Origin of the sequence: Dactylosporangium sp. NPDC051484 (assembly GCF_040689395.1) — a bacterium.
Classification (GTDB): Bacteria; Actinomycetota; Actinomycetes; order Mycobacteriales; family Micromonosporaceae; genus Dactylosporangium.
On the sequence record NZ_JBFAZX010000002.1, the window covers coordinates 218,585 to 244,092 of the forward strand.

Below are 25,508 nucleotides of genomic sequence, written 5' to 3' on the forward strand. Positions count from 1 at the left end.
CAGGTTTGATGTCAGGTGTGCGATGCCCTACCGGGCCTGGAACAGCACGTGCAGGGGTGCGTAGAGGCGGAACATGGACCCGCCGAGGGACGGTGCCTCAGCGGCGGGATCCAGGCGCAGGTCGCCGAGACGGTTCACCAGGCGGGCGACGCCCTCCTGCAGTTCGACGCGGGCCAGCCCGGAGCCCGCGCAGGCACCGATGCCCACGCTGAAGGCCAGGTGCTGGCGCGGGTTCTTGCGCTCGAGATCGACCTCGTCGGCGTGGTCGTAGTGCGACTCGTCCCGGTTGCCGGAGGCGATGAGCGGGGCGACGATCTGCCCCTTCGCCAGCCGAGCGCCGCCGATCTCGACGTCCTCCTGCACGACCCGGGTCCGGTAATGGTTGGTCGGCACGAGGCGCAGGGCCTCCTCCACGAAGTTCGCGACGACCTTCGGATCGGCACCGGTGAGGCGTTCGGTCATGCCCTCGGTGCTCAGCATCAGGTAGATCGCGTTGCCGAGCTCGATGCTGGTCGTACCGCTGCCGCCCGTGAAGAACGTGCGCACGAGGCCGTACCGTTCGTCGTCGCTCCAGTCGGCCATCGCGTCGTCGTGCAGCACCCGGCTCATGATCGTGTCGTCGGGATGTGCCCGACGCTGATCCATGAACGGCCGGATCAGATCGTCGATCCGGTACGTGGCCGCGAGGGCCTGCTCGGCGAACGGCTTCGACTCCTCGGGCGTGAGGTAGATGAAGCTCTTGTAGTGCTCGATGTGGTTGAAGTTGGTGCGCAGCTCGGCCATCCAGGACTCGTCCTGCCAGGGCAGCCCCAGGACGGCGGCGATGGCCCGGTCCGCCACCGGCTCGGTGTAGTCATGGACGAGCTCGGCGCTGCCCCGCGACGCGAACTCGTCGATCGTCGCGTCGACCACCTCAGCGATCACGCCGGCCCGAAGAGCCTGCAGGTTCTTCGGGTTGAAGATCTCGAGCCACCACCGGTGGTGCTGCAGCCGTTCCTGGCCGCGCAGGAACGTCGGCGTGGCGATGATCCGCTCGTACCGCTCCTCGGACACGATTTCGGCGGGTGTCAGGCGGGGGAAGGCGTCCTCGTCGGCGAGGATCTGGCTGACCGACGAGTAGGTCGACGCCACCCAGTAGCCGGTGCGGGGCTCCCAGGACACCGGACCACGCTGGCGCGTCGCTTGGTAGTAGTCATACGGGCACTGACCGACGACATCGACCAGTTCCTGCTTTTCGGCCTCGGCCATGCGAACTCTCCTGTCGACGGGGACGCGACGTCGCATCATCCGCGAACGCGCCGTGGCACCATCGGTCCACACTTCGGCGCTCTGTATACGGGATACCTTACTCAGCGAACCCTGTTTGGCAAGGTTCGTCAGGGTTGTCCATTGAGCTGGGCTCAGCCGCCGCCATTGGTGAGCGCGGCGGCCAGCGCCTTGCGCGCCCGGAGATGATCTCCCGGCGCATTGATCGATTCGCAGGCGAGCAGCGTGCCGCCGCGCGAGCAGTACACCGAGAACTTGTCCTCCCGGACGCGCTCGGTCCGCAGCTCGTCGTAGCCCGCGGCGAGCCCGGCTATCTGCAGCTTCTGGCCGAACTGCTCCGTCCAGAACCACGGGACCGCCCAGTACGGCTGCGTCGAGCCGTTGATCAGGCGATCTGCGACGTACCGCGCCTGGTCGGTCGCGTTCTGCACGGACTCCAGCCGCCAGCCCGCCCCGTCGGGCCCGGGACCGGGGAAGCGAGCGCAGTCGCCGATCGCCGAGATCGCCGGATCCGCGGTCAGCAGCTGGGCGTCGACCAGGACGCCGTCGCGGACCGGCAGTCCGCACGAGGCGGCGAGCTCGTCATTGGGCACCGCGCCGATACCGACGACGACGATGTCGGCCGGCACAGTGTCCGGTTCCCGCGTCAGCACACCGGTGACGCGCCCGCCCTCCGTCGCGATCGCGTCGACGGCGGACGAGAGCCGGACGTCAACCCCGGCCCGGCGATGCAGCGCGAGCAGATGCTCGGCCATGTCGTGCGACAGCGACCGCGCCATGAGCCGCGGTTGCGCCTCGAGGACGGTCACCCGCAACCCGAGTTCGGCCGAGGCGGCAGCGACCTCGAGCCCGATGAACCCGCCACCCACGACCGCCACGCTCCTGGCGGCGTCCAGGCGCGCCCGCAGGTCGACCGCCTCGGGCCGGGTCCGCAGCGACACCACACCGTCGGCGTCGTAGCCCCGCACGCGCAGCTCGCGCGCCCGCGCTCCGGTCGCCAGCACCAGGTGAGCGAACGATCGGCGCGTGCCGTCGGCGAAGACGACGTTGCGGCCGGCGCGGTCGATCTCGACGACCCGGGCGCCGAGGACGAGCTCGATACGTTGCTCACTGTAGAACGCGGCCGGGCGGAACCGCGTCTCTTCCTCGTCCTGCCCGGCGTGCAGGTATTCCTTGCTGAGCGGCGGTCGCTGGTAGGGCAGCTCGTCCTCGTCGCTGACGAGGACGACGCCGCCTTCCCATCCCCGCGCGCGGAGCATGAGTGCCAGCGTGAAGCCGGCGTGCCCGGCTCCGACGATGACGACCGGGGACTCACTCATGATCTGCTCGCGTGTGCTGCACCAGCGCCTCCTAGCGACGGAACCTGGCGAAGTCCGCCGGGCGCTTCTCGAGGAAGGCCGACGTCCCCTCGTGGAACTCGTCGGTCCCGTGGATGAAGTTGATCATCTGCTGGCCGTGCTGTACCGACGCCCACAGCTGATCGGATTCGAAGTTGAGGGAGAGCTTCGCGACGCGGAGGGCCTGGGGGCTGAGCGACAGCAGGCGCTCGCACCACGCGTCGACGGCGGCGTCCAGCTCTTCGGGCGCCACGACCTTGTTGATCAGGCCGATGGCCTTCGCCTCCTGGGCGGTGATCGGCTCGCACAGCATGACGATCTCGCGGGCGCGGCGCTCACCGACGATGCGCGGCAGCAGCTGCGTGCCCCACCAGACCGGGACGCTGCCCATCTTCGGACCCGACTGGCCGAACTTGGAGTCGCTGGTGGCGATGGTGAGATCGCAGATCATCTGCAACTCGTTGCCGCCACCGACCGCGTAGCCTTGCACGCGGGCGATCACCGGCTTGCCGCACCCTCGCATGATCATCGAGAGGACACTGGTGCGGCGGTTCATCCGCGCGGCCCCGACCGGGTCGGACGCGTCCTCCCAGGCGATGTCCCCGCCGGAACAGAACGCTCGATCGCCGGCGCCCGTCAGGACGATCACGCCGACGGTGCGGTCCGCCTCGGCCTGACCGAAGGCCCAGATGAGCTCGTCGAGCGTCTCCTCACGGAAGGCGTTGCGCTTCTCCGGACGGTTGATCGTGATGCGGGCGACGCTGTCCTTGACCTCGTACAGGATGTCGCTCAGTTCCATGATCGGCTCCTCGGGTAATTTCGTCATCGTGGGCCGGCGCCGAAGTCGGGCTCCCGGCGCTGCCGGAACGCCTCAAACCCGATCTGGGCGTCGTCGGAAGCCATGTGGTCGAGGGCCAGCGGTCGCTCCGCGCGCAGCGCCTGGTGCACCTCCAGCCCCTCCCCCAAGCGGAGGGAAGCCTTGATCGCCGCCGTCGCGCGTGGACTCAGCCGGTTCAGCGTCCGCGCGGTTTCGTCCACCACGGCCGCCAGCTCGCCGTCGTCGACGACTCGATTCACCAGACCGAAGCGCTCCGCCGTGTCGGCGTCGATCGCCTCGCCGGTGACCAGCATCCACGTGGCTCGCCGCAGGCCGATGAGCCGCGCCAGGCGCTGTGTTCCTCCCCCGGCGGGGAACAGCCCGAACCGCGCGTGCTGGTCGCCCAGGCGGGCCGAACGGGCGGCGATGACGACGTCGCACACCTGCAGCAGCTCGAACCCTCCCGCCAGCGCCACGCCGTGGACCTGCCCGATGACCGGCTTGCTGCAGGCCTCGATCGCGTCGAAGGCGTCGTGCCACTCGTCGAGGAAGCCGTCGAAGGCGTCTCGATCCCGCACGAGCGCGCTAACCTCGGCAAGGTCGCCACCCGCACTGAACACCCGGCCCTCGCCGGCCACGATCAGGACACGGACATCGGGGTCCTCCTCCGCGAGCCGAACCGCGGCGCGGAGGCCGCGCACCATGTCCCGATTGATCGCGTTGAGCTTGTCGGGACGGTTCAGGGTCAGGCGGACGACGCCGTCGTCCCCGGCGGCCCAGCGCAGATGACCGTTGGTCATCTCGTCGATCAGCCGGGCGGCGTCCTGGGTGTCGGGAATCGGGTGCGGTTTCGCAAGCTGCACGTCAAGGCCCCCTTCGGAAGTTCGGATACCGTATCCCATCCCTTCCTAACGTTCAACCGGCCGACCGGCACCGCAGGTGCCGACCATGGCGTCCGCCCTGATCACGGCCGGTTTGACCCCCTCTTTGGGGTGCCACCGGCACCGGCGGTCAGCCCGCGGACGCGGCACACATCGTCATCGCAGTCCTAACTGCGATGGCAGCCGTTCGGATGCGGTGAGCAGCGAGGGCCCATACCAGGTGAGGCTGCGGCCGTCGACGAGGACGACCCGGCTGCCGGGGAACGCCTCCGGGCCGTCAGCGGGCGTGAACCGGTATGGCTCGTCGGGCAGGACGACGAGTTCGGGGTGGTAGCGGTGGATGTCGCCGAGTTCGACGTGCGGGTAGCGGTGCGGGCTGTCGCCGTACACGTTGTGCAGTCCGAGCCGGGCGGCGAGGTCGCCGGTGAAGGTGTGGGAGCCGACGACCATCCACGGGTCGCGCCAGATCGGTATGACGGCCGGGACGGCGACGGGGCTGGGGCGCTGCCATGCCCGCTCGGCCTCGGCGAGCCAGGCAGGCACGGGCCATTGGAGCGCGTCGGTGAACATGCGGCGCAGCGAGGTGAAGGCGTCGGTGAGGGAGCGCACGACGGTGACCCAGACGGGAATGCCGGCGGCGCGCAGGGTGTCGACGTCCTTGCGCCGGTTCTCCTCCTGGTTGGCCAGCACCAGGTCGGGCTGGAGCGCCGTGATGGCGACGAGGTTGGGGTTCTTGGTGCCGCGGACCCGGTCGACCTTCAGGCCGGCCGGGTGGGTGCACCAGTCGGTGGCGCCGACAAGGGCGTCCGGCCGGGTGGCAGCGACCGACTCGGTCAGTGAGGGCACGAGGGAGACGACCCGCCGGGCGGGGCGGGGCAGGTGTACCGGATGGCCCAAGTCGTCGCGGCTCACCGTGTTCTCCTCGTCAGCGGCCGTCGCGGACACGGCACTCAAGCGTATAGGACGGCTCACACTACATGGACTTCAGATAGTCGGTCATCCTAGCATTTCCGCCATGGCTCTCCATGTGCCCGCCAATCCGTTGCGCTTCGTCACCGCGGCCAGTCTCTTCGACGGACACGACGCCGGCATCGATGGCATGCGCCGCCTGCTACAGGCTCAGGGCGCGGAGGTTGTGGACCTGGGCCATGACCGCAGCGTCGAGGAGGTGGTCACCGCCGCGGTGCAGGAGGACGTGCAGGGGGTGGCGGTCTCCTCCGGTCAGGGCAGCCAGGTGGAGTACCTCAGCCACCTGGCCGACCGGCTCACCGAGCGGGGCGCCGCCGATGTGCGGGTCTACGGCGGTGGCGCCCCGCTCGCGCCGGACGAGATCGCGCTGCTGGCCGCACGCGGGGTGCGCGTCCTGCGCTCTCAGGACAGCCAGTGGCTCGGCCTGCCCGGGATGATCAACGAGCTGATCCGGGACTGCGACGTGGACCTGGCCCGGCGCCGGCCACAGGCGGACGCGGAGGCGTTGCGAGCCGGCGACGAGTCCGCGCTCGCCCGCGCGATCACGGTCCTGCAATCGGGTGCCGACGACCGGCTGGCGGCGGCGGTCCGGGACGCGGCGCGGTCGCGGGCGGTGCCGGTGCTGGGCATCACCGGCACGGGCGGCTCGGGCAAGTCCTCGCTCACGGACGAGCTGCTCCACCGATTGCGCCGCGACAGCGAGGACAAGCTGCGGGTGGCGGTGATCGCCATCGACCCGAGCCGGCGCCGCGGCGGAGGGGCGTTGCTGGGCGACCGGATCCGGATGAACAGTGTCGCGTCGGGTGCGGTGTTCTTCCGGTCGTTGGCGACGCGGCGGTCCAACGGCACCGCGCCGGCCCATATGGTGGACATCATCGCCGCCTGCAAGGCCGCCGGCTACGACCTGGTCATCGTGGAGACGCCAGGCATCGGCCAGGGCGACACGTCGATCGCGTCCTACGCCGCGGTGTCGCTGTACGTGATGACGCCGGACTACGGCACCGCCAGCCAGCTGGAGAAGATCGACATGCTGGATCTGGCCGACGCGGTCGCCATCAACAAGTTCGAGCTCCGCGGCGGCGAGGAGGCCCGCCACGACGTGGCGCGGCAACTGGTCCGCAACCGGGAGCAGCCCGGCACGCCGTGGCAGCGGATGCCGGTGTTCGGTACGAGCGCGGCCCGGCTCAACGACGACGGCGTGACCGCCCTCTACCACCATCTCAAGGGGCTGCTCGTCGACTACGGCCTGCCACGCTTCCCCGGCGTGCTGCCTACAGTGGACGGACAGGTGTCCGCCGGGCTGATCCCGGCTGGCATGGCATAGCTATCCTCGCCGAGGCGGCACGGTGCCGCCACCGGGAGGAAACTGATGAAGTCCAGCAGGAGTGTCCTGCTCGCTTTGGTGCTGTCCGCAGCGCTCACCGTCACCGCGGCCTGCGACGACAAGAACGACAACGGCGGCGACGCCGCGCCGGCGGCCAGCGGATCGAGCAGCGCGGCGGCGTCAGCGGCACCGAAGGCCGACGCGCGCAAGGACCTGACCGACGCGTTCGCCAAGCTCGCCGGCGGCACTGTCGCATATTCGGCGACCACCGAATCGGGTGCTGGGACCGGCACCAAGTTGACGGGCGCAAGCGACCCCGCCAAGCAGGCCAACAGTGGCTCGATGACCATCACCGCGCAGGGGCAGCAGATCACCGCTGAGGTCATCATCGTCGGCGCCGACCTGTACCTGAAGCTGGGTCTGCCGCTTCCGGGCGTCAACCCGAAGAAGTGGATGTACATCGACGGCTCGAAGACGTCGCTGAGCAAGCTGGGCTTCAACCCGGACGACCCGACCAACACCAAAGGGTTCACCGACGCGATCGTGACCGTCGAGCAGACCGGCGCAGGCGCGTACAAGGGCACGATCGACACCACCAAGCGCAACCTGCCGGCGTCCGGCGCCGCCCTGATCCAGCAGATGGGCGACGCGGCGAAGTCGGTACCGTTCGAGGCGACGGTCGGCGCCGAGGGCTACGTCACCTCGCTGACGGTGCGGGCGCCCGCCGCCGGCCAGCTTCCGGCGACGACGGCGACGACGACGTTCAGTGACTTCGGCAAGCCCGTCTCGATCAGCAAGCCGGCCGCCGCGGACGTGCAGCCCGCACCCGCGGCGCTACTGGCCCAGTTCGCCTGATTCGCGGCCAGAGGCCCGCTACCGCCGATCGCGGTAGCGGGCCTCCGCCTTGCGCGCCGCCTCGAAGCGGCGATGACGCGACGGTGCCCGGGGAACGGGAAGCCGTCGAGGCCGGGCGAGCATCAGCCCAGGCCGTGCACCCGCTTGTACTCCAGGGCGTAGGCCAGTTTGCCCGGCTTGGCGTCGGAGTACGGCTTGCTGAGCTTGTCGAACTCGCCCTTGTTGGCGGCCTTGCCGTCGTTCCACTGGTTCAGCGCGCCGAGCTGGGCGGCGGTGAAGCCGCTGTCGATGGCGGTGCCCTTGGGCAGCGCGGTCATCGTCTCGGTCAGTGTCTTGACGGTGGCCAGGTAGCTGGCGTGGTCGTTCGGGTTCCAGGTGCTCAGGTCGATCGGTTTGGCGTCGCGGACCCAGCTGCCCCAGTAGAACTCCTGGAACGGCAGCCCGTTCTGGGCGTAGCCGATGTCGCGGCCGAAGTAGAGCAGGCTGCGGTACTTGTCGTTGGTGAAGTTGGCCAGCCCCACGCTGGTCGGCAGCTTGTTCACCTTGGTCGGGTTGCCCTGCGGGTCACGCAGGTACACCCACTTGTGTGCCTGCATCTGCGCCCAGAAGTCCTGGCGGGTGAGGGTGCTCAGGTTGGCCTGCACCCGCAGCCGGACGTGCAGATCGGCGCCGCCGTCGGGGGTCTCGTAGAACGACGTGAGCGTGTGGTGCCCGTCGGTGAGGAACGGCTCGCCGCCGGGACCGATCACCACGGTCTTCATCGCGGCGATGCTGTCCGCGGTCTCGGCGCCGACCGCGATCCGGCACGTGAAGGAGGACGGGTCGTCCAGCCGCGCGCCGGGTGTGGCCGTCGCGGCCGCGATCCGGCCGTCCGCCTCGCACCAGTCGTCGAACTTCTTGTTGATCGCGTCCTTGCCCAGGGTGTAGCGCCCCAGCTTGTAGTAGACCTCGTCGTAGCCCAGTGACGGCTGCGTCGGGTGCACGTCGCCGACGCGGACGTCGAGCAGGTCTCCGGCCTCGGCGCACAGGTACTGCGCGAACGGCGTCTTGCGCTGGTCGTGGCCGCAGAACGCCGGCCGGGTGCCCGGCGCCCCAGGGGCGGCGAACGCGACGGGCGCGAGCGCGGCGACCCCCGCCCCGACCGCGACGGCGATTGCCGCCCCGATCAGCGCGCCTCGGCGCGACGGAGATCTGAAACGCTTCATGCGTCCTCCTCGCTGGCAGTATGGATGTCGAGGCGAGCCTGGCGATGATCATCCAACGCACGAAAGCGCGACCATGACATGCAGGTGAATCCGAGGGAACGATCTGGCGTCAAACCGCTGGTGACCACGGCGGGGCCATGCGGGATGCGTGCCTGTCTTACCGGCGCAGGGCCTTGCGGGCGAGCATGTTGCCGATGAACTGGCCGGCCTGGACGATGACGATGATGGTGGCGACCGTGATGTACACGACCGGCCAGTTGTAGCGCTGGGAGCCGTAGGTGACGGCGAAGTCGCCGAGCCCGCCGCCGCCGAACAGCCCCGCCTGGGCGGACATGTCCACGACGCCGACGAAGATGAACGTGTATCCGAGGATCACCGGGCCAAGCGCCTCGGGGACGACCACGGTGAGGAGGATGCTCAGCGGCCGGGCACCGGCGGCCCGGGCGGCCTCGATGACCCCTGGCTCGACCGCGAGCAGGTTCTGCTCGATGATGCGGCTGACCGCGAACGCCGCCGCGAGCGTCAGGGCGAAGGTGACCGCGTTCGTACCGATGGTCGTGCCGATCGCGACCAGCATGAGCGGCTGGATGGCGGTGAGGAAGATGACGAACGGGATCGGCCGCACCACGTTGACGAGGATGTTGACCGCGGTGAAGACGAAGCGGTTGGACAGCAGGTTGCCCGGGCGCGTCGCGTACAGCACCAGGCCGAGGCCGAGACCCAGCAGGCCGCCCGCCACGACCGAGATGCCGACGATGTAGAACGTCTGCCAGATCGCCTGGCGGAAGACCGGCAGATTGGTGATGAACTCGCCCACGTCAGCGGTCCTCCTCGATCACATCGACGCCGTCGCGTCGCAGCGCGGCCAGCGCCGCGTCGACCGCGCCGTCCGTGCCATCAGGGCCATCAGGGCCGGTCAGCTCGAACGTGAGGCTGCCGACCGGGCGCTGCTGCAGTTCGCTGATGCCGCCGAAGACGATGTCGGCGGCCACACCGTGCGCGAGGAACGTCTTGGCCAGGGCGGTCTGGAAGCCCGTACGGTCGCGGATCGCGACGGTGACGAGGCGCCCGCTGTGCGTGCGGCGCAGCCGGGCGAGGGTCTCAGCCGAGGGCCGGTCGCGCAGGGCGCCGCGCACGAAGTCGGCGGCCGCGGTGCTGCGGGGGTGGGCGAACACGTCGTACACCGTGCCCGCCTCGGCGATCCGGCCGCCGTCGATGACCGCGACCCGGTCGGCCACGGCCCGGATCACGTCGAGCTCGTGGGTGATGAGCACGATGGTGACTCCCAGCTCGCGGTTGACCCTGCCCAGCAGGGCCACCACCTCGGCCGTGGTCCGGGGGTCGAGCGCGCTGGTGGCCTCGTCCGCCAGCAGCAGCGAGGGTTCGGTGGCCAGCGCGCGGGCGATGCCCACCCGCTGCTTCTGCCCGCCGGAGAGCTGCTCCGGGTAGTCGTGTGCGCGGTCAAGCAGCCCCACGAAGTCCAGCAGCCGGGCCACCCGCCGGTCCCGTTCGGCCCGGCCGACGCCGGCCACCTTGAGCGGGTAGGCGACGTTGCCGGCCACCGTGCGGGACCGGAACAGGTTGAACTGCTGGAATATCATGCCGATGTCGCGCCGGACGTCGCGTCTGTCCCTTTCGGACAGTGCGGTGACCTCGTGCTCGCCGACATACACCCGGCCGGTGGTCGGGGTCTCCAGCCCGTTGATCAGCCGGATCAGGGTGCTCTTCCCCGCGCCGGAGTGGCCGATGACGCCGAACACCTCGCCCTTGGCGACGTCGAGGCTGACGTCGTCGAGGGCCGCCACCCGGGTGCCGTTGCCGCCCCGGGTGAACGTCTTCGTGACGTGGCTCAGGCGCACGTGCGGCGGGGCGGGCACGCCGGCCCGCCCCGCGTCCTGGTCTGCTGTGGACACGATCGGCCGGTGGCTACTTGCCCGCCGCGACGGCCTGGCCCTGCACGGTCTTCAGCAGCGACTGCAGGTCCGCCGGCGGCACCTGCCGGAAGACGGCGCTGCCGCCGTTGGACTTCTGCACACCCTCCTCCACCGTGGCGTCGTGGTACAGCTCCGCCAGCTTCAGGTATGTCGGGTTGTCCTTGTCCGCGGCCCGCGCGACGAAGAGGTTCACGTAGGGCGCCGCGCTCTGGCTCGCCGGGTCGTCCTGGAAGACGGCCGCCGAACGGGGCAGGCCGGCGCTGGTGGCGTAGTTGTTGTTCACGATCGCCGCCGCCACCGAGCCGCTCTTGAGCGCGCCCGCGGTCTGCGAGGCGTCCAGCGTCACCACGTCGACCTTCTTGGTGAGGATGTCCGACGTGCTGGAGAACGCCGTGCCGCCGTTCTTCAGCGTCACCAGGCCCGCCGACTGCAGGACCAGCAGGCCGCGCGCCTCGTTGATGGCGTCGTTGGGGATCGCCACCTTGGCACCCTCCGGCAGCTCCGACGGCGACTTGTGGTTCAACGAGTACAGCGGCAGCGGATAGACGGCGGTCGCGCCGATCGGCTGCAGGTCGTCGCGCGCGATGACGTTGTAGTTGGCGAGGTACTGGATGTGCTGGAACTGGTTGAGCTCGAGCTGCTTCTCCTTCAACGCCGGATTCGGCTGGCTGTAGTCGCTGAAGTTGACGAGCTTCACCGTCACGTTCAGCCGCTGCTTGGCCAGGTCCGTGTACGTCTTCCAATACGGCTCCGACGCGTCGGCGACGCCGATGCGAACGGTCTGCGAGTCGCCGGACCCGCCGCCGGCGGTCGTGGCCACCACGACGACCGCGGCCACGACGACGACGGCGGCAGCGGCCCCGATCCAGGGCCAGGGCCGACGCCGACGGGCCGGCAGCTGTGGCTGGTCCGCCGGGTCAGGCCGGCCGGGCTGATCGGGTTCGGGCGATGTCGGTTGTGACATGACGATGCTCCGGGGTGGGAGGGGTGCGCGCGGCAATGCGCGCGCCAGGCAAGGGCACGAGGGACGCAAGGACGTGAGGGTGCACGGACGGACGGCCGCCGAGCCCTATCGGTGGGCTCGGGAGATGGTCTGGGCCCGGTGCCGCGTCAACGACACGGACAGCTGGCAACCTGCGCTTGGTCGGACACACGCTGGCTGGTCGGCGGCACGATGCGAATGCGGGGAGATGTCGGCACCGAACTCCTGCCTCCTTCCAGCGCTGGACTCGGCATCGATATTAACCCAGTTATCCGATAGACAAAATGTGTTCCGCGTCCCGTTCGAGCTCCACCCCGGGCCCGGCGGCTCGCGCTCCCGCGCCGCGAAGGCGGGTGCGGCGCCGGGCACCGTCCGGCCGGCGGTCTACAGCTCCCAGCGGGTCGAACGCCAGAGTCCACCGGCCACGCACACGGCGGCGAGCAGCAGCGTCACCACGGTCGCCCAGGTGTCGTCGGTGCGCCACGCGGCGAGTTGCAGGTGCTTGGGCAGTGCGATGAACGCCGCGGGCCCGATGTCGCGGACGCCCGGGATCAGGTTGGCGAACGGTACCGCGACGAAGATCGCGCCGAGCGCGACGGCGATCGTGGCCACCTGTCCGCGCAGGAGCATCGCGGCCAGGAAGGTGACCGCGACGGCGAATACCGCGCCCAGACTGGAGATCAGGATGCCGGTGGCGGTCGCGCCCGCGGCCGGCGCGCCCAGCAGCAGCGTCGTTTCGTACGCCGCCGCGGCCCCGCCCACGGCGCTGGCCAACGCGGCCGCGGCCGCGACCGTCACGAATCGCGGGACGAGCAGTCCGATCCGGCCCGGCACGTGGGTCAGGTACAGCACGGCGAGCGGCGGGTTGGCCCGCACCGAGAAGGCGAGGCCGGCGATGACGACGATGACGAGTGTGCCGAGTGAGGTGATGTTGTCGAAGTAGGCGCCCATCCCGTCGGAGGGCCGCGGCTTGGTCGTCGTGATCTGGATGTAGCCGTCGCCCGTGGCGCCGCTCAGCAGCTCCCCCAGGTATCGGGTGACCAGGGGCTCACCGAAGCCGAGCAGCAGGAAGACCGCGGCCAAGGCGATCCACCGCCCGGTCCGCAACAGCCTCAGCCACTCCAGCCGCCACAGGTTCACGGCTGTACCTCCACCAGGTTCAGAAAGACCGTCTCCAGGTCCGCGCCGACCGGATTGAACGCGATGAGCTCCGCGCCGCTCGCGCTGATCTCGGCCGGCAGCAGCGTCTCGCCGGCGTGCACGCTTGTGGTGTCCACGCGCAGGCCCTGCTCGTGCGGCCGGACCGCGGCCACCCAGTCGAGCCGGCCGAGGCGATCGGCGAGCCGGTCGGCGCCGGCGCGCAGGTGCAGCTGCCAGCTCGGCCGGGTGTGCCGGTCCAGAAGCTCGTCGACCGGGCCCTGGTAGATGAGCCGGCCCTCGCGTAGGACGCCGACCGTGTCGGCGACACGCTGGACGTCGGCGAGGATGTGGCTGGAGAAGACCACCGCGTGGTCGCGTCCGAGCGCGGTGATGAGGTTCAGGATCTCGGAGCGACCCTGCGGGTCCAGGGCGCTGGTCGGCTCGTCCAGCAACAGCACCTGGGCGCCGGAGGCGAGCACCACGGCCAGTCCGAGCCGCTGCGCCATGCCCCGGGAGAAGCCGCCGACCCGCCGGTCGCGCACCGCGGTCAGGCCGGCGAGCGCGAGGGCGTGATCGGTGCCGGTCGCCCCGTCCGGGCTCAGCCGCCGGAACAGTTCGACGGTCTCCGCCGCCGTCAGCCACGGCTCGAAGGCCGGCGTGTCGGGGCACAGCATCACGCGGGCCGTGGTGGACAGCTGGCCGCTGTCGGGGCGGCGTAACCCGGCGAGCAGGGACAGCAGCGTCGTCTTGCCCGCACCGTTGGGTCCGACGAGTCCATACACCCCGCGGGCCGGCACGCTCAGATCAACAGCGTGCAGGCCGACGTCACCGGGAAAGAGCTTCGTGATGGCATGGGTGCGCACGGCGGCGGGTCGCGTCGTGACCGGCCGCGGCGGATCCGCGCCGGCCACGGCCGGGCCGGCGGTGAGCGGCGATGCTTCGGTCGTCGTCCGTTCGGCGCGGCCGATGATCAGATACAGCACGCCACCGAGCGGGATCTGCACCAGGATGATCAGCGCCCAGACGGCCTTGGGCAGATACTTGGCCGGTCGGCGGATCAGCTGCACGAAGCAGACGATGATGAACGCCAGCACCAGCGCGGCGATCGGGAGCCAGACGGCGGGGTCGCGCATGCTCAGATCGCCTCCGGAGGCAGCACGAACAGGCCGGCGACCTTGCCGTCGGGGCTGAAGCTGACCCGGCCCACCTGCTCGCCGACCTCGAACCGCAGCGGTATGTCGACGACGGTGTAGTCGCCGAGCTGGTGGGCGATCGGCTCGCCCATGTGCTGCTCGTATCGCCCGCAACGGCCGGCGATCGCGGCCCAGGTCCCGGCGACGGCGGCCGCGTCGGGCAGCGCCTCGCTGACCTTGGCGTCGAAGCCGCGGCGCGCCTCCTCCCAGTTGCCCTCGGCGAGGTTGACGAAGAGGGCGACCGCGGCCTCGGCCGCGCCGGGCAGCAGCGCGGCGCTCATCGGGGCGCCGGTGCGGGGGTCGATCGGCCGGCCGAAGCGCTGGAAGGCGGCCTGCCGCGTCGTGCCGAGCACGTCGCCGATCTCCGACCAGGTGTGGCCGGCCTCGCGAGCGGCGTCAACGGCGCCGTGCAGCCTGCCCTCGGCCTCACGCACGGCGTCGAGGGCTTGCCGGAGCACCCGCAACGGCGATTCGACATCCACGCCGTCAAGCTTGACTTGACGCTTCCCTCGCGTCAAGGGGATCTTTACGACACCCCCATTCGCCCGCTGTCGCCGGGCCGCACTGCGACAGGTCGCCCCGCAGTATCGGCGACGACGACCGGGACCCGACCGGGATTCCAGGGGCCGCCCGCACACTTCACACGCCGCCGCCTCGTCGGTGTTGGCCATGATCACCTGCCTTTTCGTGCGACCATAGCACGAAATTGGCGCGCGTGGCGCACGTAATCGGCCGACCCGCCGCGACGACCGAGCCGCCTCCACATTGGACAGTCACCGGATGTGCGCCAGGACGCTCCGGCACCGCACCCACGAGGGCCCGCGACCCGGGCGAGTCCGGCCATGTCGTGGCTCTGACCTGCGGTGTCGTACCAGTCACATCAACTTGACCTTGATCGGCCCGTCGTTAAGATCCCATCTAACCAATCTGGATTACATGAATCGCCAGCGCCGTGCCGGCCCCTGCGGCATCGGCAGCAGCCGGCTGCATCGCTCGTAGGGAAGGTTGTCTTGAGTTCCACCGCCGCTCGCCCAGGCTTCGCGTGGCCGCGGCTAGGGCTGCGCGTCGCGCCCTGGCTGAGCGTGTTCGCGATCGTCGTCATCTGGATCGCCACGACGGCGAACGAATCGGTCCCGGCTCAGTTCCTTCCGGCGCCGAGCAAGGTCGCCGCGTCCGCGGCGGAGCTCTCCGACGCGGGCCTGCTGTGGTCCTCCATCGGCGTGACGGTCGCCCGCGGACTGATCGGGGCGGCGATCGGCACCGCGGCCGGGATTCTGCTCGGCGTGCTCGCCGGATTCTCGCGCTGGGCCGAGTTCGTGTTCGACAAGCCGGTCCAGATCATCCGAGCGATCCCGTTCACGGCCATGCTGCCCTTGCTGATTCTCTGGACGGGCATCGGCGAGCAGACCAAAGTGCTGCTCGTGGTCCTGGCCACAGCCGTACCGGTCTATTTCAACACCTTCGGCGGCATCCGCAACGTGGATCGGCGACTGGTCGAGGCGGGGAAGGTGTACGGCCTCACCAGATACCAGCTGGCAACCCGGGTGCTGCTTCGCGGAGCCCTGCCGTCGGTGTTCATCGGCATCCGGTACGCGCTCGGCATCACGTGGGCAGTGCTCGTGATCGCCGAGAGCCTCAACGCGGTAACCGGTATCGGCTTCCTCCTGACGAACGCCCGTCAATACGGGCAGAGCGAAGTCGTCATCCTCTGCGTGGTCCTGTACGCCACGCTGGGGCTCATCACCGATGCGCTCGTCGCGTTGGCCGAGCGCAGGATCTTCCGCTGGCGGCAAGCCCATCGGGGCGTATAGACCCCGCCGGACAAGGCCAGTCCAGCACACCCCTCAGAAAACACAAGGAAGAACACCATGGACGTATCGCTACAGATCCGCAAGCGCCGTCGTGCGGTTGGCGGACTCGCTCTCATAGCAACGCTCGCGCTGAGCGCCTGCGGCAGTGACCCGGCCTCCTCGACCACTCCTTCCACGGCCCCCTCGGCAACAACGCAACGCGACCCGGCCGTCGCCCGAGTCGGGTACTTCGGCGGCACGAACCTGTGGACACTGGCGCAGAACAGCAACGCGGTATCGGACGCCCTCAAGGGCATCGGCGGGTCTGTCGAGTGGAACGGGCCGTTCGCGCCGACGGAGGCATCCGAGGCGGCCAAGGCCGGCCGGATCGATTTCACGTCCAACTCGGTTGCGACCTTCTTCAACGAGGCGAGCTCCGGCTCAAGCCTGGTGGCCTTCGCCGTCAGCCTCAACAGCGGCGATAACCAGGGCATCGTCGTGCGCAACAAGGCCGGCATCGCGACCGTCGCCGATCTCGCGGGGAAGCGGGTCGCGGTGAGCACTCCGGGTTCGACGGGTGAGTACGTGCTGCTCGCCGCACTGGAGTCGGCGGGCCTCAAAGCCGGCGATGTGAAGATCGTCCACATCGCGAATCCGGCCGATGGCGTGTCCGCATTGGCCAGTGGCGATGTCGACGCCCTCGCCACGTGGGACAACTACTTCGCGTCGGCGCAGTTGGTCAAGGACACCTCGGTGCTGACGACCAACGCGAAGACGAAGGCCCGCAACTGGAGCCTGTTCGTCGTCACCCGAAGCTTCCTCGACGCGCACCCCGCCTCCGTCAAGGCCGTGTTCGACGGGCTCGTCAATCAGGCGAAGCAGATCCGGGCCAATCCTGACATCGAGAAGAAGGCACGACTGGCGAGCGGGCAGCCGGCCAATCTCGTCGACATCGTTCTCGGCTTCGACCCCGTCGAAGTGGTGGCGATCAACGACGAGATCCTGTCGCAGATCAAGGAGGTCGGCGAGCAGACCGTGCGCTTCGGGTTCCGCAAGAGCGTTCCCGACCTGTCCAAGAACTACGTCGATGTCACGACCCTCGGCAAGTAGCGTGCTCGAACTGGCCAGTCACGTCTCCCGCTGGTTCGGTGATCAGCGCGTTCTTGACGACCTGGACCTGACGGTCGAGGAGGGCGAGGTCGTCGCCCTCCTCGGCCGGTCCGGTTCCGGGAAGTCCACCCTCTTACGCCTGCTCGCCGGGCTGGACAAGCCCGACGCGGGTCGCGTCGAGGTACCGGACGGCGTGGCGGTCGTCTTCCAGGAGGCGCGCCTGTTCCCCTGGCTCAGCGTGCTCGACAACGTGACCATCGGGCTGCCGCGCACGTCGACGCAGGCCGCACTGGAAGCGCTCGCCGAGGTGGGGCTCGCCGACAAGAGCCGGGCATGGCCGCTGACGCTGTCGGGCGGAGAGGCACAGCGAGTCGCCCTCGCCCGCGCGCTCGTGCGAGCCCCCCGGCTCATGCTGTTCGACGAGCCCTTCGGTGCGCTCGACGCCCTGACCCGCATCTCCATGCACCAACTCGTCGTCAAGATCTGGGAGCGGCACGCTACGACCGTCGTGCTGGTGACGCACGACGTCGACGAGGCGGTGTTGCTGGCGGACCGCGTCCTCGTGCTCCGCGAGGGGCGGATCGCTCATGGGCTTCGGGTGCGGCGAGATCACGACGGCTCGGTCCCGGGCGCGGAACTGCTCGCACACCGGGCCGACCTGCTCGCGTATCTCGGTGTCGAGCAGCACGGCACGCTGCGCAGAAGACCGCGCTCGAAGGTGACGGCCGGGCCATCGGCCGAGGCCGCCGGCGAAACCATCGCCGAGGACTGAGCCGAGCCGGCTCCGCGATCGCATCCGGCCACCCGCCACTGTTCCACCGCTCCGAAAGGTTTTCTCGAATGACCCATCAGCACGTGAAACTCGGCCTCATCTACAGCGGGATCGGACGCCACGCGAGCGCCTGGCGGCTGCCCGAAGCCGAGGCCGACGGATACACGGATCCGGCGCTGATCTCCGAGGCGGTCAAGATCGCCGAGCGTGGAAAGCTGGACTTCTTCTTCGTCGGCAACTCGCTGACCAGTTCCGCGCACCGGGGCGAGTTCGCATACACGGGCAAGAACGTCAAGGTCTCGCACGACCATCTCTTCGCGATCGAAGGCTTCACCACCATGGCGTATGCCGCGGCCTTCAGCGAGAAGGTCGGCCTCGTCGTGACGTTCAACACGACGTACAACGACCCCTTCCACATCGCCCGTGTCACCGCGACCCTCGATCACCTCTCGCGCGGGCGGCTCGGCCTGAACATCGTCACGGGCTCGGATCTGTCCGCCGCCTTCAACTTCGGCCAGGAACGCCATCTGGACAACGAGGACCGGTACGACCGGGTCCAGGAGTTCACCGAGGTGCTCTGGGATCTGTGGGACAGCTGGGAGGATGACTGGCTCGTCGCGGACAAGGAACAGGGCATCTACCACGACGTCAGCAAAGCCCACAGAATCGACCACACGGGCAAGCACTTCTCGATCCGAGGCCCCCTGAACTTCCCCCGGCCGCCGCAAGGACACATCCCGTTCCTGCATCCAGGCTACTCGGAGCGCTCGCTGGAGTACGGCGCCCAGTACGCCGACATGCGGTTCATTCACTGGCGCAATGCCGAGTGGAACAAGGCGTACTACGCGGACATCAAGTCCCGGGTCGTCCGCCATGGGCGTGAGGAGGGCGACCACCTGCTCATCTCGGGCATCACGCCCTACGTCGCCGAGAACGCGCGCGATGCGCACGCGAAGTTCCGTGAGGTGCAGGACCTGAGCACGAACGTCTTCGTGCCGGCGGTGCTCGCAGACCAGCTCGGGATCGACCTGACCGGCCGTACGGGCACGGACCGTGTCCTGGAGGCGATCGACCGCAAGCTCATCCCGGAGAAGGCCTGGATCATCGACAACGCTGTCGCAAGCTTCGATGACGAGGACATCACCCTGGAAGACCTGACTCACTACATGGGCAACAACCCCATCTCACAGCCCGCGATCGTGGGGGACGCGAAACAACTCGCCGACTTCATCGAGACGAACTTCCACGAGCGCGCGTTCGACGGTGTCGCGGTCTGCCAGCCTTACTGGCCCGGGCCCGCCGCCGCGTTCGTCGACCTGGTGGTCCCGGAACTGCAGCGTCGAGGCGTGTTCCGGACCGAGTACACGACGTCGACGCTGCGCGAGCACCTCGGCCTCAAGAGCGCGCCGAACCGCCTGGCCGAGCGTTCGCCCGCCGAGGGTGGTGCCGCATGACCGATCCCGCCACCGGCAGAAAGCCCTACACGCTGACGCTGAGGACGACCGATGTGGTCGGGCGGTTCTCGGCGGCCGGCGAGGACACGACGTTCACCATCGACAACAGCAAGCTCCTGGAGCACGCCGAGCACCCGGGAACGGCGGAATACTTCCTTGCCAGCCTTGCCGGATGCGCGTTGAACATCATCGCGGCACGTTCGGCGGAGTGGGAACTGCCGTACCCTCAGCTGGAAATCGGCTCGTCGTACCTGGTCGACGAGAACGACAGCACCCGCTTCGAACGGATCGAGCTCACCTTCAGATTCGCCGACACGAGCGAGGAGCAGAGCTGGCGCTACGTCAACGACTTCAGCGCCCGATGCCCGATCTACAACACGCTGGTGCGTGGCGGTACACCGATCGACATCACGGTCACGGCAGAAGGCTGAGCTTTGGGAAGGCCCCACCGGAGGCTGTGCTGCTGCACGGCTGGTCGCTCGATCGCCGTATGTGGCATCGGCGGATCGATGCCGTCGGCGACGCCGGGTTGCTCACCGCCGTCGCGGCGGCGAGCCGGGTGGTGCTCGTCGGTCATTCGCTCGGCGGTATGACCGTCATCGAGTTCGCGCACCGCCATCTGCCGCTGACCGCCCGCTGGCTCGGCCCTCCCTCGTCTCGCGGCTCTCCCTCGACGAGCCGCGAGATGAGCGGCAAGACTGGACTGAGCAGCGCCGTTCGGTGTCCACAGCGCTGATCTGACACTCGCCGGCCGCCGCTGGGCGTCACGCGGTGGCGCGGGGAAACGCGCGGCGCGTCAGTGCGTTGGCCAAGCGGAGGTACCCCATGAACGTCGACATGGTTGTCGAGATCCCGGCCGGGTCGCGCAACAAGTACGAAATGGATCAAGAGCAAGGGCGGATCCGGCTCGACCGGACCCTGTTCACCGCCACGGCCTATCCGGCCGACTACGGCTACATCCCCGACACGCTGGCCGAGGACGGCGACCCGATCGACGCGATGGTGCTGCTGGACGAGCCCACCTTCCCCGGCTGCGGCGTTCGGGTGCGGCCGATCGGGGTGTTCTGGATGCACGACGAGCAGGGCCCGGACGCGAAGCTGCTGTGCGTGCCGGCTGCCGACCCCCGCTGGCAGGCGATCGGTGAGCTCGCCGACCTGCCCGAATACCAGTTGCGAGAGATCGGCCATTTCTTCGAGATCTACAAGGACCTGGAACCGGGCAAACAGACCGACGTGCGAGGCTGGCGAGACCGCGCCGAAGCCGAAGCGGAACTGCGCTCGGCACAGCACCGGCACCAGTCGACGCGTCGGATGCCGGCCTGACACCGCCGGACCGCGGCGGTACACGCGGGTGTTGTCCCGGTGACGGCCAGCTGGCACGCGGTCCGGCGCCGATGTGAATGGTCAGTGTTCGTCGTAGTGATCGGCGTGGGCGGCGTGCCGGTGCCCCTCATGCACGTAGTCCACATGATCACCGTGCACCACGGTGTCGTGCCCGCAGCCCTCCCCGTGGACATGCTCATGCCTCTCGGCCGGCGTATGTACGCCCGCCACGGTGCACTCGTCGTAGTGATCGCCGTGTGGATGGTGGGCGTGCCCCTCGTGCAAATAGTCCACGTGGTCGCCATGGACCACCGTGGCGTGCCCACAGCCCTCGCCGTGGGTGTGCTCATGGCCGCCGTGCGGCCGGTGTTCAGTCGCAGTCGTCACCTTCGTGGCCTTCTTCCCTGGCATGCGATGGTGGAAGCACCTGTGCCCGCTCCCCCGTGGTACCCAGGAAGTGCCGGTCTCATCTGATTTCTTCGGTGCGAATGCCGGTGGGTCAGCCGGTAGTGGCGGGCAGTTCGGTGAGCAGCCGCTCGACACGACGCTTGATCTCGTCGCGGATCGTCCGGACGGCCTCGATCCCCTGCCCGGCCGGGTCGTCAAGCTGCCAGTCCAGGTAGCGCTTGCCCGGAAACACCGGGCAGACGTCGCCGCAGCCCATGGTGATGAGCACGTCGGAGGATTCGGCGGTGTCCCAGTCCAGCAGACGTGGGGTGTTGGCGGTGATGTCGATGCCGGCCTCGCGCATCGCCTCGACCGCGACCGGGTTGATCCGCTCCGCCGGCTCGGACCCGGCGGAGCGGACCTCGACGGTGTCGCCGGCGAGATGGCGCAGCCAGCCGGCGGCCATCTGGGAACGGCCGGCGTTGTGCACGCACACGAACAGCACGGTGGGCTTGGTGTTCATCGGTTGCGCTCCTTCAGTGACTGCGGATCGGCATGGCAGACGACCACGTCGCCGGTGGTGTCACCGGCGGACGGGTACAGCACCACGACGAGGCCGACGCCGACGGCGAGGCCGACGAGCTGGGCGATCAGGAAGCCGGGCACGGAAGCGGGCGCGATGCCGGCGAAGGTGTCGGTGAACGCCCGGCCGATCGTGACCGCCGGGTTGGCGAACGACGTCGAGGACGTGAACCAGTAGGCGGCGCCGATGTACGCGCCGACGGCGGCCGGTGCGGCGGCGGCCCGGCCAGACCGGGCGAGGGCGAAGATCAGCAAGAGCAGGCCGGCGGTGGCCACGACCTCGCCGAGCCACAGGTTGCCACCCGTGCGGTCCTTGGCCGAGAAGTCGACTCCGGGCAGCTTGAACATCCAGTCGGCCAGGATCGCCCCGCCGATCGCCCCGGCGGTCTGGGCGACGACGTATCCGGTCAGGTCCCTGGCGGTCAGGCCGGTGCCCGCGCGGCGGCCGAGGAACCAGTCGGCGGCGGAGACGACCGGATTGAAGTGCGCCCCGGAGACCGGGCCGAAGGTGAGGATGAGCGCGCCGAGGGCGAACGCGGTGGCGACGGAGTTCTCCAGCAGCTGCAGACCAACGTCGTCGGGGCTGAGGGCGGTGGCCGTGATGCCGGAGCCGACGACGGCGGCGACCAGCAGCGCGGTGCCGACGAACTCGGCGAGGAGGCGCCGCCACAGGGTGGGGTTCACGAAGGTGTACTCCCGATCGGGGCCATGCGGCGGGAATGGCGACTGGTCCATCAGCCGGCGGACGCGGCGTTCGAGTTTGTCGCGGATCGGCCGGACGTCGGCGACGTCCGGGCCGGCGGGCCCGGGGCGGGGACGACCGCCGGCGCGAGGCGGTCGATGCGGCCGGCGAGGTCGGCGTAGGCGGCCTCGAACGCGGCGTCGGTGTCGGTCCGGGCCGGGTCCGGCACCGACCAGTGCAGGCGCGGGTGGACCGGGGCGGCCGGCCCGGCGAGGTCCTCGTGGGCGTTGTCGCAGACCGCGATGACGAGATCACCCTCGCGCACGACGTCGCGGATCTTCGCGGTCCCGGTCGGGTCAAGGGTCAGGCCGTGCCGGTGGGCGATCCTCACCGCGCGCGGGTGCACCCGCGCGGCGGGATGGGTGCCGGCCGAGGCGACCGGGCCGCCGACCCGGTGGCGCCACAGCGCGGCGGCCAGCTGCGAGCGCGCCGAGTTGTGCGTGCAGACGAACACCACCCGGTCGGCGGCGTCCAGGCAGGGCGGGGCAAGCGCCGCGAGCACCTCGGGCACGAGCCGCAGATACGTGCGGCGCCGGTCGCCCTCCGACCGGCTTCGCGTGACCAGCCCCGCGTCCTGCAACACCTTGACGTGGTGCGCGACGAGGTTGGTCGGCAGGGCGAGGTCGTGGCCGATCTCGCCGGGTGAGGCGTCGCCGAGGGTCAGGGCGTCGACGATGGCAAGACGGGCGGGGTCGCCGAGGGCGGCGTGCACCCGGGCGCGTGCCTGCAACGAAGTAGACTCAATGTTCATTGACTCAATGATTACTGACCTATATCGCGGGTGTCAACCTCAGCGAACCGTGCCTACTTGCGTCGCCGAGCGGCCGGGCGACGACCCCGATCAAAGTCGATCAGGCCGCCGCCCGGCGTCGCGATGGCTCGAGCGGCGACAGCCAGCTCAAAAGCGATCGGGTGCGTGGCCGGTCGGTACGGCGAACTCGCCATACGTCACCGCGCCACCATCCGCATCGCCCCCGTTCATGAGTGGCCGCCCACGCGCTGATGCGACACGAGCTAGGCGAGCGTGGCCAGCCAGGCCTGCCACGCCTCGATTTCGGCCGACCGGTCACGGTCGTCGAAGTAGTGCGCGGTCGCGAACATCATGTCGTTGTAGCCGTGGATCAGCATGTACATCGCGTCGTCGGTGCGCATACCGACGAAACTCGGCGAGCCGGCGAACTCCACGACGCCGTCGACCGGCTCGATACCGGGCACGGTGAGCCGGGCCGGCTTCCCATCCGCAGCGTCGACGCCGGCGCCGACGGCCGCGGTCATCGCCGCCCACGAGTCCTTGGTGATCGGCCCGGGCAGGAACATCGACAGCTTCGCTGTCCGCGGCGCGAAGTGCGTGAGGTACACCGCGAGCTTGGTCAGGTAGGCCTGGTCGCCGGTCGACAGCGCGTTGTACTCCGCTTCCCAGTCCTCGCCGAGCAAGCCGCTGTGCACGAACCGCACCACGGCACCGCCACCGTCGCGCGCCTCGATCAACCAATCGAACGCCGTGAACGTGCCGTCCGGCTTCTGCTCTTCCCGCGTCGCAAACCGGTGCCCCGGCTCCCACACCGTGATGGCCGAGGTCGACGTGTTGCCGAACAGCTCAAACGTGCTGGTCTTACTGTCACCGTCGACCTCGGTGCGCCCCATGAGCCAGGAGTCAACCCCCGGCCCCGACGCGATCGCCTCCCAGACCTGGTCGGGCGTGGCGTCCACGGTGATCTCACCGCGGACCTCGAATGGATGGGTCATGACCTGTGCCCCTCTGCTGGCGGGTCGGCATCTTCGGTGATGCTCGGGTGCACCGCGACGACAACGCGGTGCGGACGACCGGTTTCCGAGTGATATTTGCTGATAATTCCGGCAAGCGCCTCGGTCAGTTCGCCGATGAACGCGGCGCGGTCGGCCGGCTTGGCGAACCGCACCTCGGCATCGAGCCCGAACGTGGCCAGCGGCTTGTTGGCCCGCGCCGCGCCGTTGATGAGCGCGCCGGTCTCCCGGACCAGCCGCGCGGCGAGTGCGAGCAGCCATCGCGCCGACAGCCGGTCGGGCGACCGGCTCGGATCGGGCGCGACCGCGGCGAGCGCCGCCGGCGAAATCACATAGGTCGCGGCCGACGCCCGCACCACGCGCTCGGTCATGTTGCCCTTGCGCCGCTCCTCCACCAACTCCACGAGACCGTGCCGCTCCAGCGTCTTCACGTGGTAATTGACCTTCTGCCGAGCAAGCCCGAGGCGCGTCGCGAGCGTGGTCGCGGTGTGTGGCTCGGCAAGCTCCGCGAGCATCCGAGTCCGAATGGGATCGAGCGAGACCTCCGCGGCGGCGGCATCCTCGATCACTGCGACGTCCTGCATGAGTTCAGATTGCCGCCGACAATTCATGTTGTCAAGAAAAAATTGTTTTCCAGGGCAGGGGACCCGGACTGGGGTGATCGACCGGCCGCGGGCCGTCGCGGACGCGTCCGGGTTGATCGCCTGGGATGTCAGCGTGGACTCAACCCCGGCCCGGGCGCATCAGCACACGGCCGGCGACCGCCGGGACAGTGCCTCGCAACGGGAGTCAGCGGACGGCGTTGATGATGATGAGCCCACCGATCACGCCTTGGGTCGTTCACGAGGCGGGTTCAGGAGCGGCTCGAGCGCCGGGGCCGCTTGCTCCGGCGCACGCATCTGCCGCCCATGAGCGCGCACCGCACGCGTCCGACCGATGGTCAGCTGTCACTGAGTGCGACTGACAACCCGGTTCCCACTGGACGTCGGCCTACCCAGCGGTTCTGGATGCGACGGCGTACCGATCTCCGGATGTGACCCGACGCGCCGACAGGCGGTGCCATCTATCGCGCAACGTCTCACTGACGCATGCGATCTCGCGGAACCCACCAGGTCGAAGGCGTCACCGTGGCCAACGATCGGCGGTAGTCACAGCCGCCTACAGACAGGACTCAGGCCGGCGTCTCCACTGCCAGCAGGGTGGCGAGCTGCCGCATGACGCCGGGCCGGATTCGGTAGTAGACCCAGGTGCCGCGCCGGTCGGCGTCGACCAGACCGGCCTCGCGCAGGGTGCGCAGGTGGTAGGAGATCGTGGGCGCGGACACCTCGAACGCCGGGGTGAGGTCGCACACGCAGATCTCCCCCTCGGGCGCCGAGGCGATCATCGACAGCAGCTGCAGCCGGACCGGGTCACCGAGGGCTTTGAACGCCGGGGCGAGCGTCACGGCGGCCTGCGCGGTCAGGCTGTGCCGCACCATCGGGCCGCAGCACGCCTCGGCCGCATCAAGATCGGCGGCGGAGGTGAGTACCGCAGGCTGATTTGACATGCCTCTAGGTTGACAGACCTCGAATCAGCGTGCAACCGTTTGATTCGACAGACGTCAAGACAGGCGCCGGGCCGCGATCGGGAGACCGACATGCCCCAGCTCACCCGCCTCGCCCTGCATCACGCGGCCGGCGTC

Annotated in this window: 27 protein-coding genes and 2 pseudogenes; 10 read left to right on the forward strand and 19 right to left on the reverse strand. The window is 69.4% G+C overall.

The annotated features are described in order from the left end of the window. Positions 1 to 27: 27 nt before the first annotated feature. The 5 genes from AB0367_RS04960 to AB0367_RS04980 all read right to left on the reverse strand — a co-directional run bounded on the left by AB0367_RS04960 (position 28) and on the right by AB0367_RS04980 (position 5,180). A complete protein-coding gene (locus tag AB0367_RS04960; RefSeq protein ID WP_366224851.1) occupies positions 28 to 1,248 on the reverse strand; it encodes a cytochrome P450 in 1,221 nt (406 codons plus the stop codon). Positions 1,249 to 1,400: 152 nt separating this feature from the next. Continuing rightward, positions 1,401 to 2,585: an FAD-dependent oxidoreductase gene (locus tag AB0367_RS04965; RefSeq protein ID WP_366224852.1), complete on the reverse strand. Its 1,185-nt coding sequence runs from the start codon at positions 2,583 to 2,585 to the stop codon at positions 1,401 to 1,403. Between the two features lie 31 nt (positions 2,586 to 2,616). Further along, positions 2,617 to 3,402 carry an enoyl-CoA hydratase-related protein gene (locus AB0367_RS04970; protein ID WP_366224853.1) on the reverse strand — a complete coding sequence of 262 codons (786 nt, stop codon included), beginning with the start codon at positions 3,400 to 3,402 and terminating at the stop codon, positions 2,617 to 2,619. Positions 3,403 to 3,425: 23 nt separating this feature from the next. Beyond that, complete coding sequence (locus tag AB0367_RS04975) at positions 3,426 to 4,283, reverse strand: enoyl-CoA hydratase/isomerase family protein (RefSeq protein ID WP_366224854.1); 858 nt, start codon at positions 4,281 to 4,283, stop codon at positions 3,426 to 3,428. A 174-nt stretch (positions 4,284 to 4,457) separates the two neighbouring features. Next, positions 4,458 to 5,180 (reverse strand): helical backbone metal receptor, encoded by a 723-nt coding sequence (locus AB0367_RS04980; RefSeq protein ID WP_366225118.1) that lies wholly within the window; start codon positions 5,178 to 5,180, stop codon positions 4,458 to 4,460. 136 nt (positions 5,181 to 5,316) lie between these two features. Here AB0367_RS04980 and AB0367_RS04985 point away from each other — a divergent pair, with 136 nt between their 5' ends. Next, a complete protein-coding gene (locus AB0367_RS04985) occupies positions 5,317 to 6,594 on the forward strand; it encodes a cobalamin-dependent protein (RefSeq protein ID WP_366224855.1) in 1,278 nt (425 codons plus the stop codon). 45 nt (positions 6,595 to 6,639) lie between these two features. Next, positions 6,640 to 7,449: a hypothetical protein gene (locus tag AB0367_RS04990; protein WP_366224856.1), complete on the forward strand. Its 810-nt coding sequence runs from the start codon at positions 6,640 to 6,642 to the stop codon at positions 7,447 to 7,449. A gap of 122 nt (positions 7,450 to 7,571) precedes the next feature. Here the strand turns inward: AB0367_RS04990 and AB0367_RS04995 are convergent, their stop codons facing one another. From AB0367_RS04995 to AB0367_RS05025, 7 genes are all read right to left on the reverse strand, one after another. Then, complete coding sequence (locus tag AB0367_RS04995) at positions 7,572 to 8,654, reverse strand: ParB/Srx family N-terminal domain-containing protein (RefSeq protein ID WP_366224857.1); 1,083 nt, start codon at positions 8,652 to 8,654, stop codon at positions 7,572 to 7,574. A 157-nt stretch (positions 8,655 to 8,811) separates the two neighbouring features. Beyond that, positions 8,812 to 9,471 (reverse strand): ABC transporter permease subunit, encoded by a 660-nt coding sequence (locus tag AB0367_RS05000; protein WP_366224858.1) that lies wholly within the window; start codon positions 9,469 to 9,471, stop codon positions 8,812 to 8,814. Between the two features lies 1 nt (position 9,472). Continuing rightward, complete coding sequence (locus tag AB0367_RS05005; RefSeq protein ID WP_366224859.1) at positions 9,473 to 10,567, reverse strand: methionine ABC transporter ATP-binding protein; 1,095 nt, start codon at positions 10,565 to 10,567, stop codon at positions 9,473 to 9,475. A gap of 13 nt (positions 10,568 to 10,580) precedes the next feature. After that, positions 10,581 to 11,552, reverse strand: a complete 972-nt coding sequence (locus AB0367_RS05010) for a MetQ/NlpA family ABC transporter substrate-binding protein (RefSeq protein ID WP_366224860.1) — start codon at positions 11,550 to 11,552, stop codon at positions 10,581 to 10,583. A gap of 402 nt (positions 11,553 to 11,954) precedes the next feature. Continuing rightward, positions 11,955 to 12,710, reverse strand: coding sequence for a hypothetical protein (locus AB0367_RS05015; protein WP_366224861.1), 756 nt, complete (start codon positions 12,708 to 12,710; stop codon positions 11,955 to 11,957). After that, positions 12,707 to 13,843, reverse strand: coding sequence for an ATP-binding cassette domain-containing protein (locus AB0367_RS05020; protein WP_366224862.1), 1,137 nt, complete (start codon positions 13,841 to 13,843; stop codon positions 12,707 to 12,709). Before AB0367_RS05020 ends, AB0367_RS05015 begins: the two co-directional genes overlap by 4 nt. Positions 13,844 to 13,845: 2 nt before the next feature. Continuing rightward, on the reverse strand, positions 13,846 to 14,385 hold the full coding sequence (locus AB0367_RS05025; RefSeq protein ID WP_366224863.1) for a DUF3887 domain-containing protein: 540 nt from the start codon (positions 14,383 to 14,385) through the stop codon (positions 13,846 to 13,848). 528 nt (positions 14,386 to 14,913) lie between these two features. On the opposite strand from AB0367_RS05025, the gene AB0367_RS05030 reads away from it, so the two are divergent. The 7 genes and pseudogenes from AB0367_RS05030 (at position 14,914) to AB0367_RS05060 (ending at position 20,352) form a co-directional block, all read left to right on the forward strand. After that, a complete protein-coding gene (locus tag AB0367_RS05030) occupies positions 14,914 to 15,714 on the forward strand; it encodes an ABC transporter permease subunit (protein WP_366224864.1) in 801 nt (266 codons plus the stop codon). A 57-nt stretch (positions 15,715 to 15,771) separates the two neighbouring features. Next, positions 15,772 to 16,803, forward strand: a complete 1,032-nt coding sequence (locus tag AB0367_RS05035) for an ABC transporter substrate-binding protein (protein WP_366224865.1) — start codon at positions 15,772 to 15,774, stop codon at positions 16,801 to 16,803. After that, the gene (locus AB0367_RS05040) at positions 16,781 to 17,575 is read left to right on the forward strand and encodes an ABC transporter ATP-binding protein (RefSeq protein WP_366224866.1); all 795 of its coding nucleotides are present in this window, start codon (positions 16,781 to 16,783) and stop codon (positions 17,573 to 17,575) included. The genes AB0367_RS05035 and AB0367_RS05040 overlap by 23 nt, the downstream gene beginning before the upstream one ends. Positions 17,576 to 17,643: 68 nt before the next feature. After that, positions 17,644 to 19,029: an NtaA/DmoA family FMN-dependent monooxygenase gene (locus AB0367_RS05045; protein WP_366224867.1), complete on the forward strand. Its 1,386-nt coding sequence runs from the start codon at positions 17,644 to 17,646 to the stop codon at positions 19,027 to 19,029. Beyond that, positions 19,026 to 19,460 (forward strand): OsmC family protein, encoded by a 435-nt coding sequence (locus AB0367_RS05050; protein WP_366224868.1) that lies wholly within the window; start codon positions 19,026 to 19,028, stop codon positions 19,458 to 19,460. The genes AB0367_RS05045 and AB0367_RS05050 overlap by 4 nt, the downstream gene beginning before the upstream one ends. Before the next feature lie 23 nt (positions 19,461 to 19,483). After that, positions 19,484 to 19,648 (forward strand): annotated as a pseudogene (locus tag AB0367_RS05055) (alpha/beta hydrolase); the annotation flags it as partial. 206 nt (positions 19,649 to 19,854) lie between these two features. Beyond that, the gene (locus AB0367_RS05060) at positions 19,855 to 20,352 is read left to right on the forward strand and encodes an inorganic diphosphatase (RefSeq protein WP_366224870.1); all 498 of its coding nucleotides are present in this window, start codon (positions 19,855 to 19,857) and stop codon (positions 20,350 to 20,352) included. Positions 20,353 to 20,433: 81 nt separating this feature from the next. Here AB0367_RS05060 and AB0367_RS05065 read toward each other — a convergent pair whose 3' ends face one another. From AB0367_RS05065 to AB0367_RS05090, 6 genes are all read right to left on the reverse strand, one after another. Then, positions 20,434 to 20,739, reverse strand: a complete 306-nt coding sequence (locus AB0367_RS05065; protein ID WP_366224871.1) for a hypothetical protein — start codon at positions 20,737 to 20,739, stop codon at positions 20,434 to 20,436. A 112-nt stretch (positions 20,740 to 20,851) separates the two neighbouring features. Beyond that, on the reverse strand, positions 20,852 to 21,262 hold the full coding sequence (locus AB0367_RS05070; RefSeq protein WP_366224872.1) for an arsenate reductase ArsC: 411 nt from the start codon (positions 21,260 to 21,262) through the stop codon (positions 20,852 to 20,854). Next, positions 21,259 to 22,005 carry an MIP/aquaporin family protein gene (locus AB0367_RS05075; RefSeq protein ID WP_366224873.1) on the reverse strand — a complete coding sequence of 249 codons (747 nt, stop codon included), beginning with the start codon at positions 22,003 to 22,005 and terminating at the stop codon, positions 21,259 to 21,261. The genes AB0367_RS05070 and AB0367_RS05075 overlap by 4 nt, the downstream gene beginning before the upstream one ends. A 50-nt stretch (positions 22,006 to 22,055) precedes the next feature. Beyond that, on the reverse strand, positions 22,056 to 22,814 hold the full coding sequence (locus AB0367_RS05080) for a helix-turn-helix domain-containing protein (RefSeq protein WP_366224874.1): 759 nt from the start codon (positions 22,812 to 22,814) through the stop codon (positions 22,056 to 22,058). Positions 22,815 to 23,077: 263 nt separating this feature from the next. Beyond that, positions 23,078 to 23,809: an SRPBCC domain-containing protein gene (locus tag AB0367_RS05085; RefSeq protein WP_366224875.1), complete on the reverse strand. Its 732-nt coding sequence runs from the start codon at positions 23,807 to 23,809 to the stop codon at positions 23,078 to 23,080. Continuing rightward, on the reverse strand, positions 23,806 to 24,411 hold the full coding sequence (locus AB0367_RS05090) for a helix-turn-helix domain-containing protein (protein WP_366224876.1): 606 nt from the start codon (positions 24,409 to 24,411) through the stop codon (positions 23,806 to 23,808). The genes AB0367_RS05085 and AB0367_RS05090 overlap by 4 nt, the downstream gene beginning before the upstream one ends. 88 nt (positions 24,412 to 24,499) lie before the next feature. Here AB0367_RS05090 and AB0367_RS05095 point away from each other — a divergent pair. Beyond that, a pseudogene (locus tag AB0367_RS05095) lies at positions 24,500 to 24,679 on the forward strand (IS5/IS1182 family transposase); the annotation flags it as partial. A 319-nt stretch (positions 24,680 to 24,998) separates the two neighbouring features. Here the strand turns inward: AB0367_RS05095 and AB0367_RS05100 are convergent. Beyond that, positions 24,999 to 25,373, reverse strand: coding sequence for a metalloregulator ArsR/SmtB family transcription factor (locus AB0367_RS05100; RefSeq protein WP_366224877.1), 375 nt, complete (start codon positions 25,371 to 25,373; stop codon positions 24,999 to 25,001). Between the last annotated feature and the right edge of the window lie 135 nt (positions 25,374 to 25,508).

Bases quoted from the DNA above. Each gene is read 5' to 3' on its own strand.
- AB0367_RS04960 (WP_366224851.1), bottom strand. From the start codon at position 1,248: ATGGCCGAGGCCGAAAAGCAGGAACTGGTCGATGTCGTCGGTCAGTGC.
- AB0367_RS04965 (WP_366224852.1), bottom strand. From the start codon at position 2,585: ATGAGTGAGTCCCCGGTCGTCATCGTCGGAGCCGGGCACGCCGGCTTC.
- AB0367_RS04970 (WP_366224853.1), bottom strand. From the start codon at position 3,402: ATGGAACTGAGCGACATCCTGTACGAGGTCAAGGACAGCGTCGCCCGC.
- AB0367_RS04985 (WP_366224855.1), top strand. From the start codon at position 5,317: ATGGCTCTCCATGTGCCCGCCAATCCGTTGCGCTTCGTCACCGCGGCC.
- AB0367_RS04990 (WP_366224856.1), top strand. From the start codon at position 6,640: ATGAAGTCCAGCAGGAGTGTCCTGCTCGCTTTGGTGCTGTCCGCAGCG.
- AB0367_RS04995 (WP_366224857.1), bottom strand. From the start codon at position 8,654: ATGAAGCGTTTCAGATCTCCGTCGCGCCGAGGCGCGCTGATCGGGGCG.
- AB0367_RS05010 (WP_366224860.1), bottom strand. From the start codon at position 11,552: ATGTCACAACCGACATCGCCCGAACCCGATCAGCCCGGCCGGCCTGAC.
- AB0367_RS05020 (WP_366224862.1), bottom strand. From the start codon at position 13,843: ATGCGCGACCCCGCCGTCTGGCTCCCGATCGCCGCGCTGGTGCTGGCG.
- AB0367_RS05035 (WP_366224865.1), top strand. From the start codon at position 15,772: ATGGACGTATCGCTACAGATCCGCAAGCGCCGTCGTGCGGTTGGCGGA.
- AB0367_RS05040 (WP_366224866.1), top strand. From the start codon at position 16,781: ATGTCACGACCCTCGGCAAGTAGCGTGCTCGAACTGGCCAGTCACGTC.
- AB0367_RS05045 (WP_366224867.1), top strand. From the start codon at position 17,644: ATGACCCATCAGCACGTGAAACTCGGCCTCATCTACAGCGGGATCGGA.
- AB0367_RS05050 (WP_366224868.1), top strand. From the start codon at position 19,026: ATGACCGATCCCGCCACCGGCAGAAAGCCCTACACGCTGACGCTGAGG.
- AB0367_RS05060 (WP_366224870.1), top strand. From the start codon at position 19,855: ATGAACGTCGACATGGTTGTCGAGATCCCGGCCGGGTCGCGCAACAAG.
- AB0367_RS05070 (WP_366224872.1), bottom strand. From the start codon at position 21,262: ATGAACACCAAGCCCACCGTGCTGTTCGTGTGCGTGCACAACGCCGGC.
- AB0367_RS05080 (WP_366224874.1), bottom strand. From the start codon at position 22,814: ATGAACATTGAGTCTACTTCGTTGCAGGCACGCGCCCGGGTGCACGCC.
- AB0367_RS05085 (WP_366224875.1), bottom strand. From the start codon at position 23,809: ATGACCCATCCATTCGAGGTCCGCGGTGAGATCACCGTGGACGCCACG.
- AB0367_RS05090 (WP_366224876.1), bottom strand. From the start codon at position 24,411: ATGCAGGACGTCGCAGTGATCGAGGATGCCGCCGCCGCGGAGGTCTCG.
- AB0367_RS05100 (WP_366224877.1), bottom strand. From the start codon at position 25,373: ATGTCAAATCAGCCTGCGGTACTCACCTCCGCCGCCGATCTTGATGCG.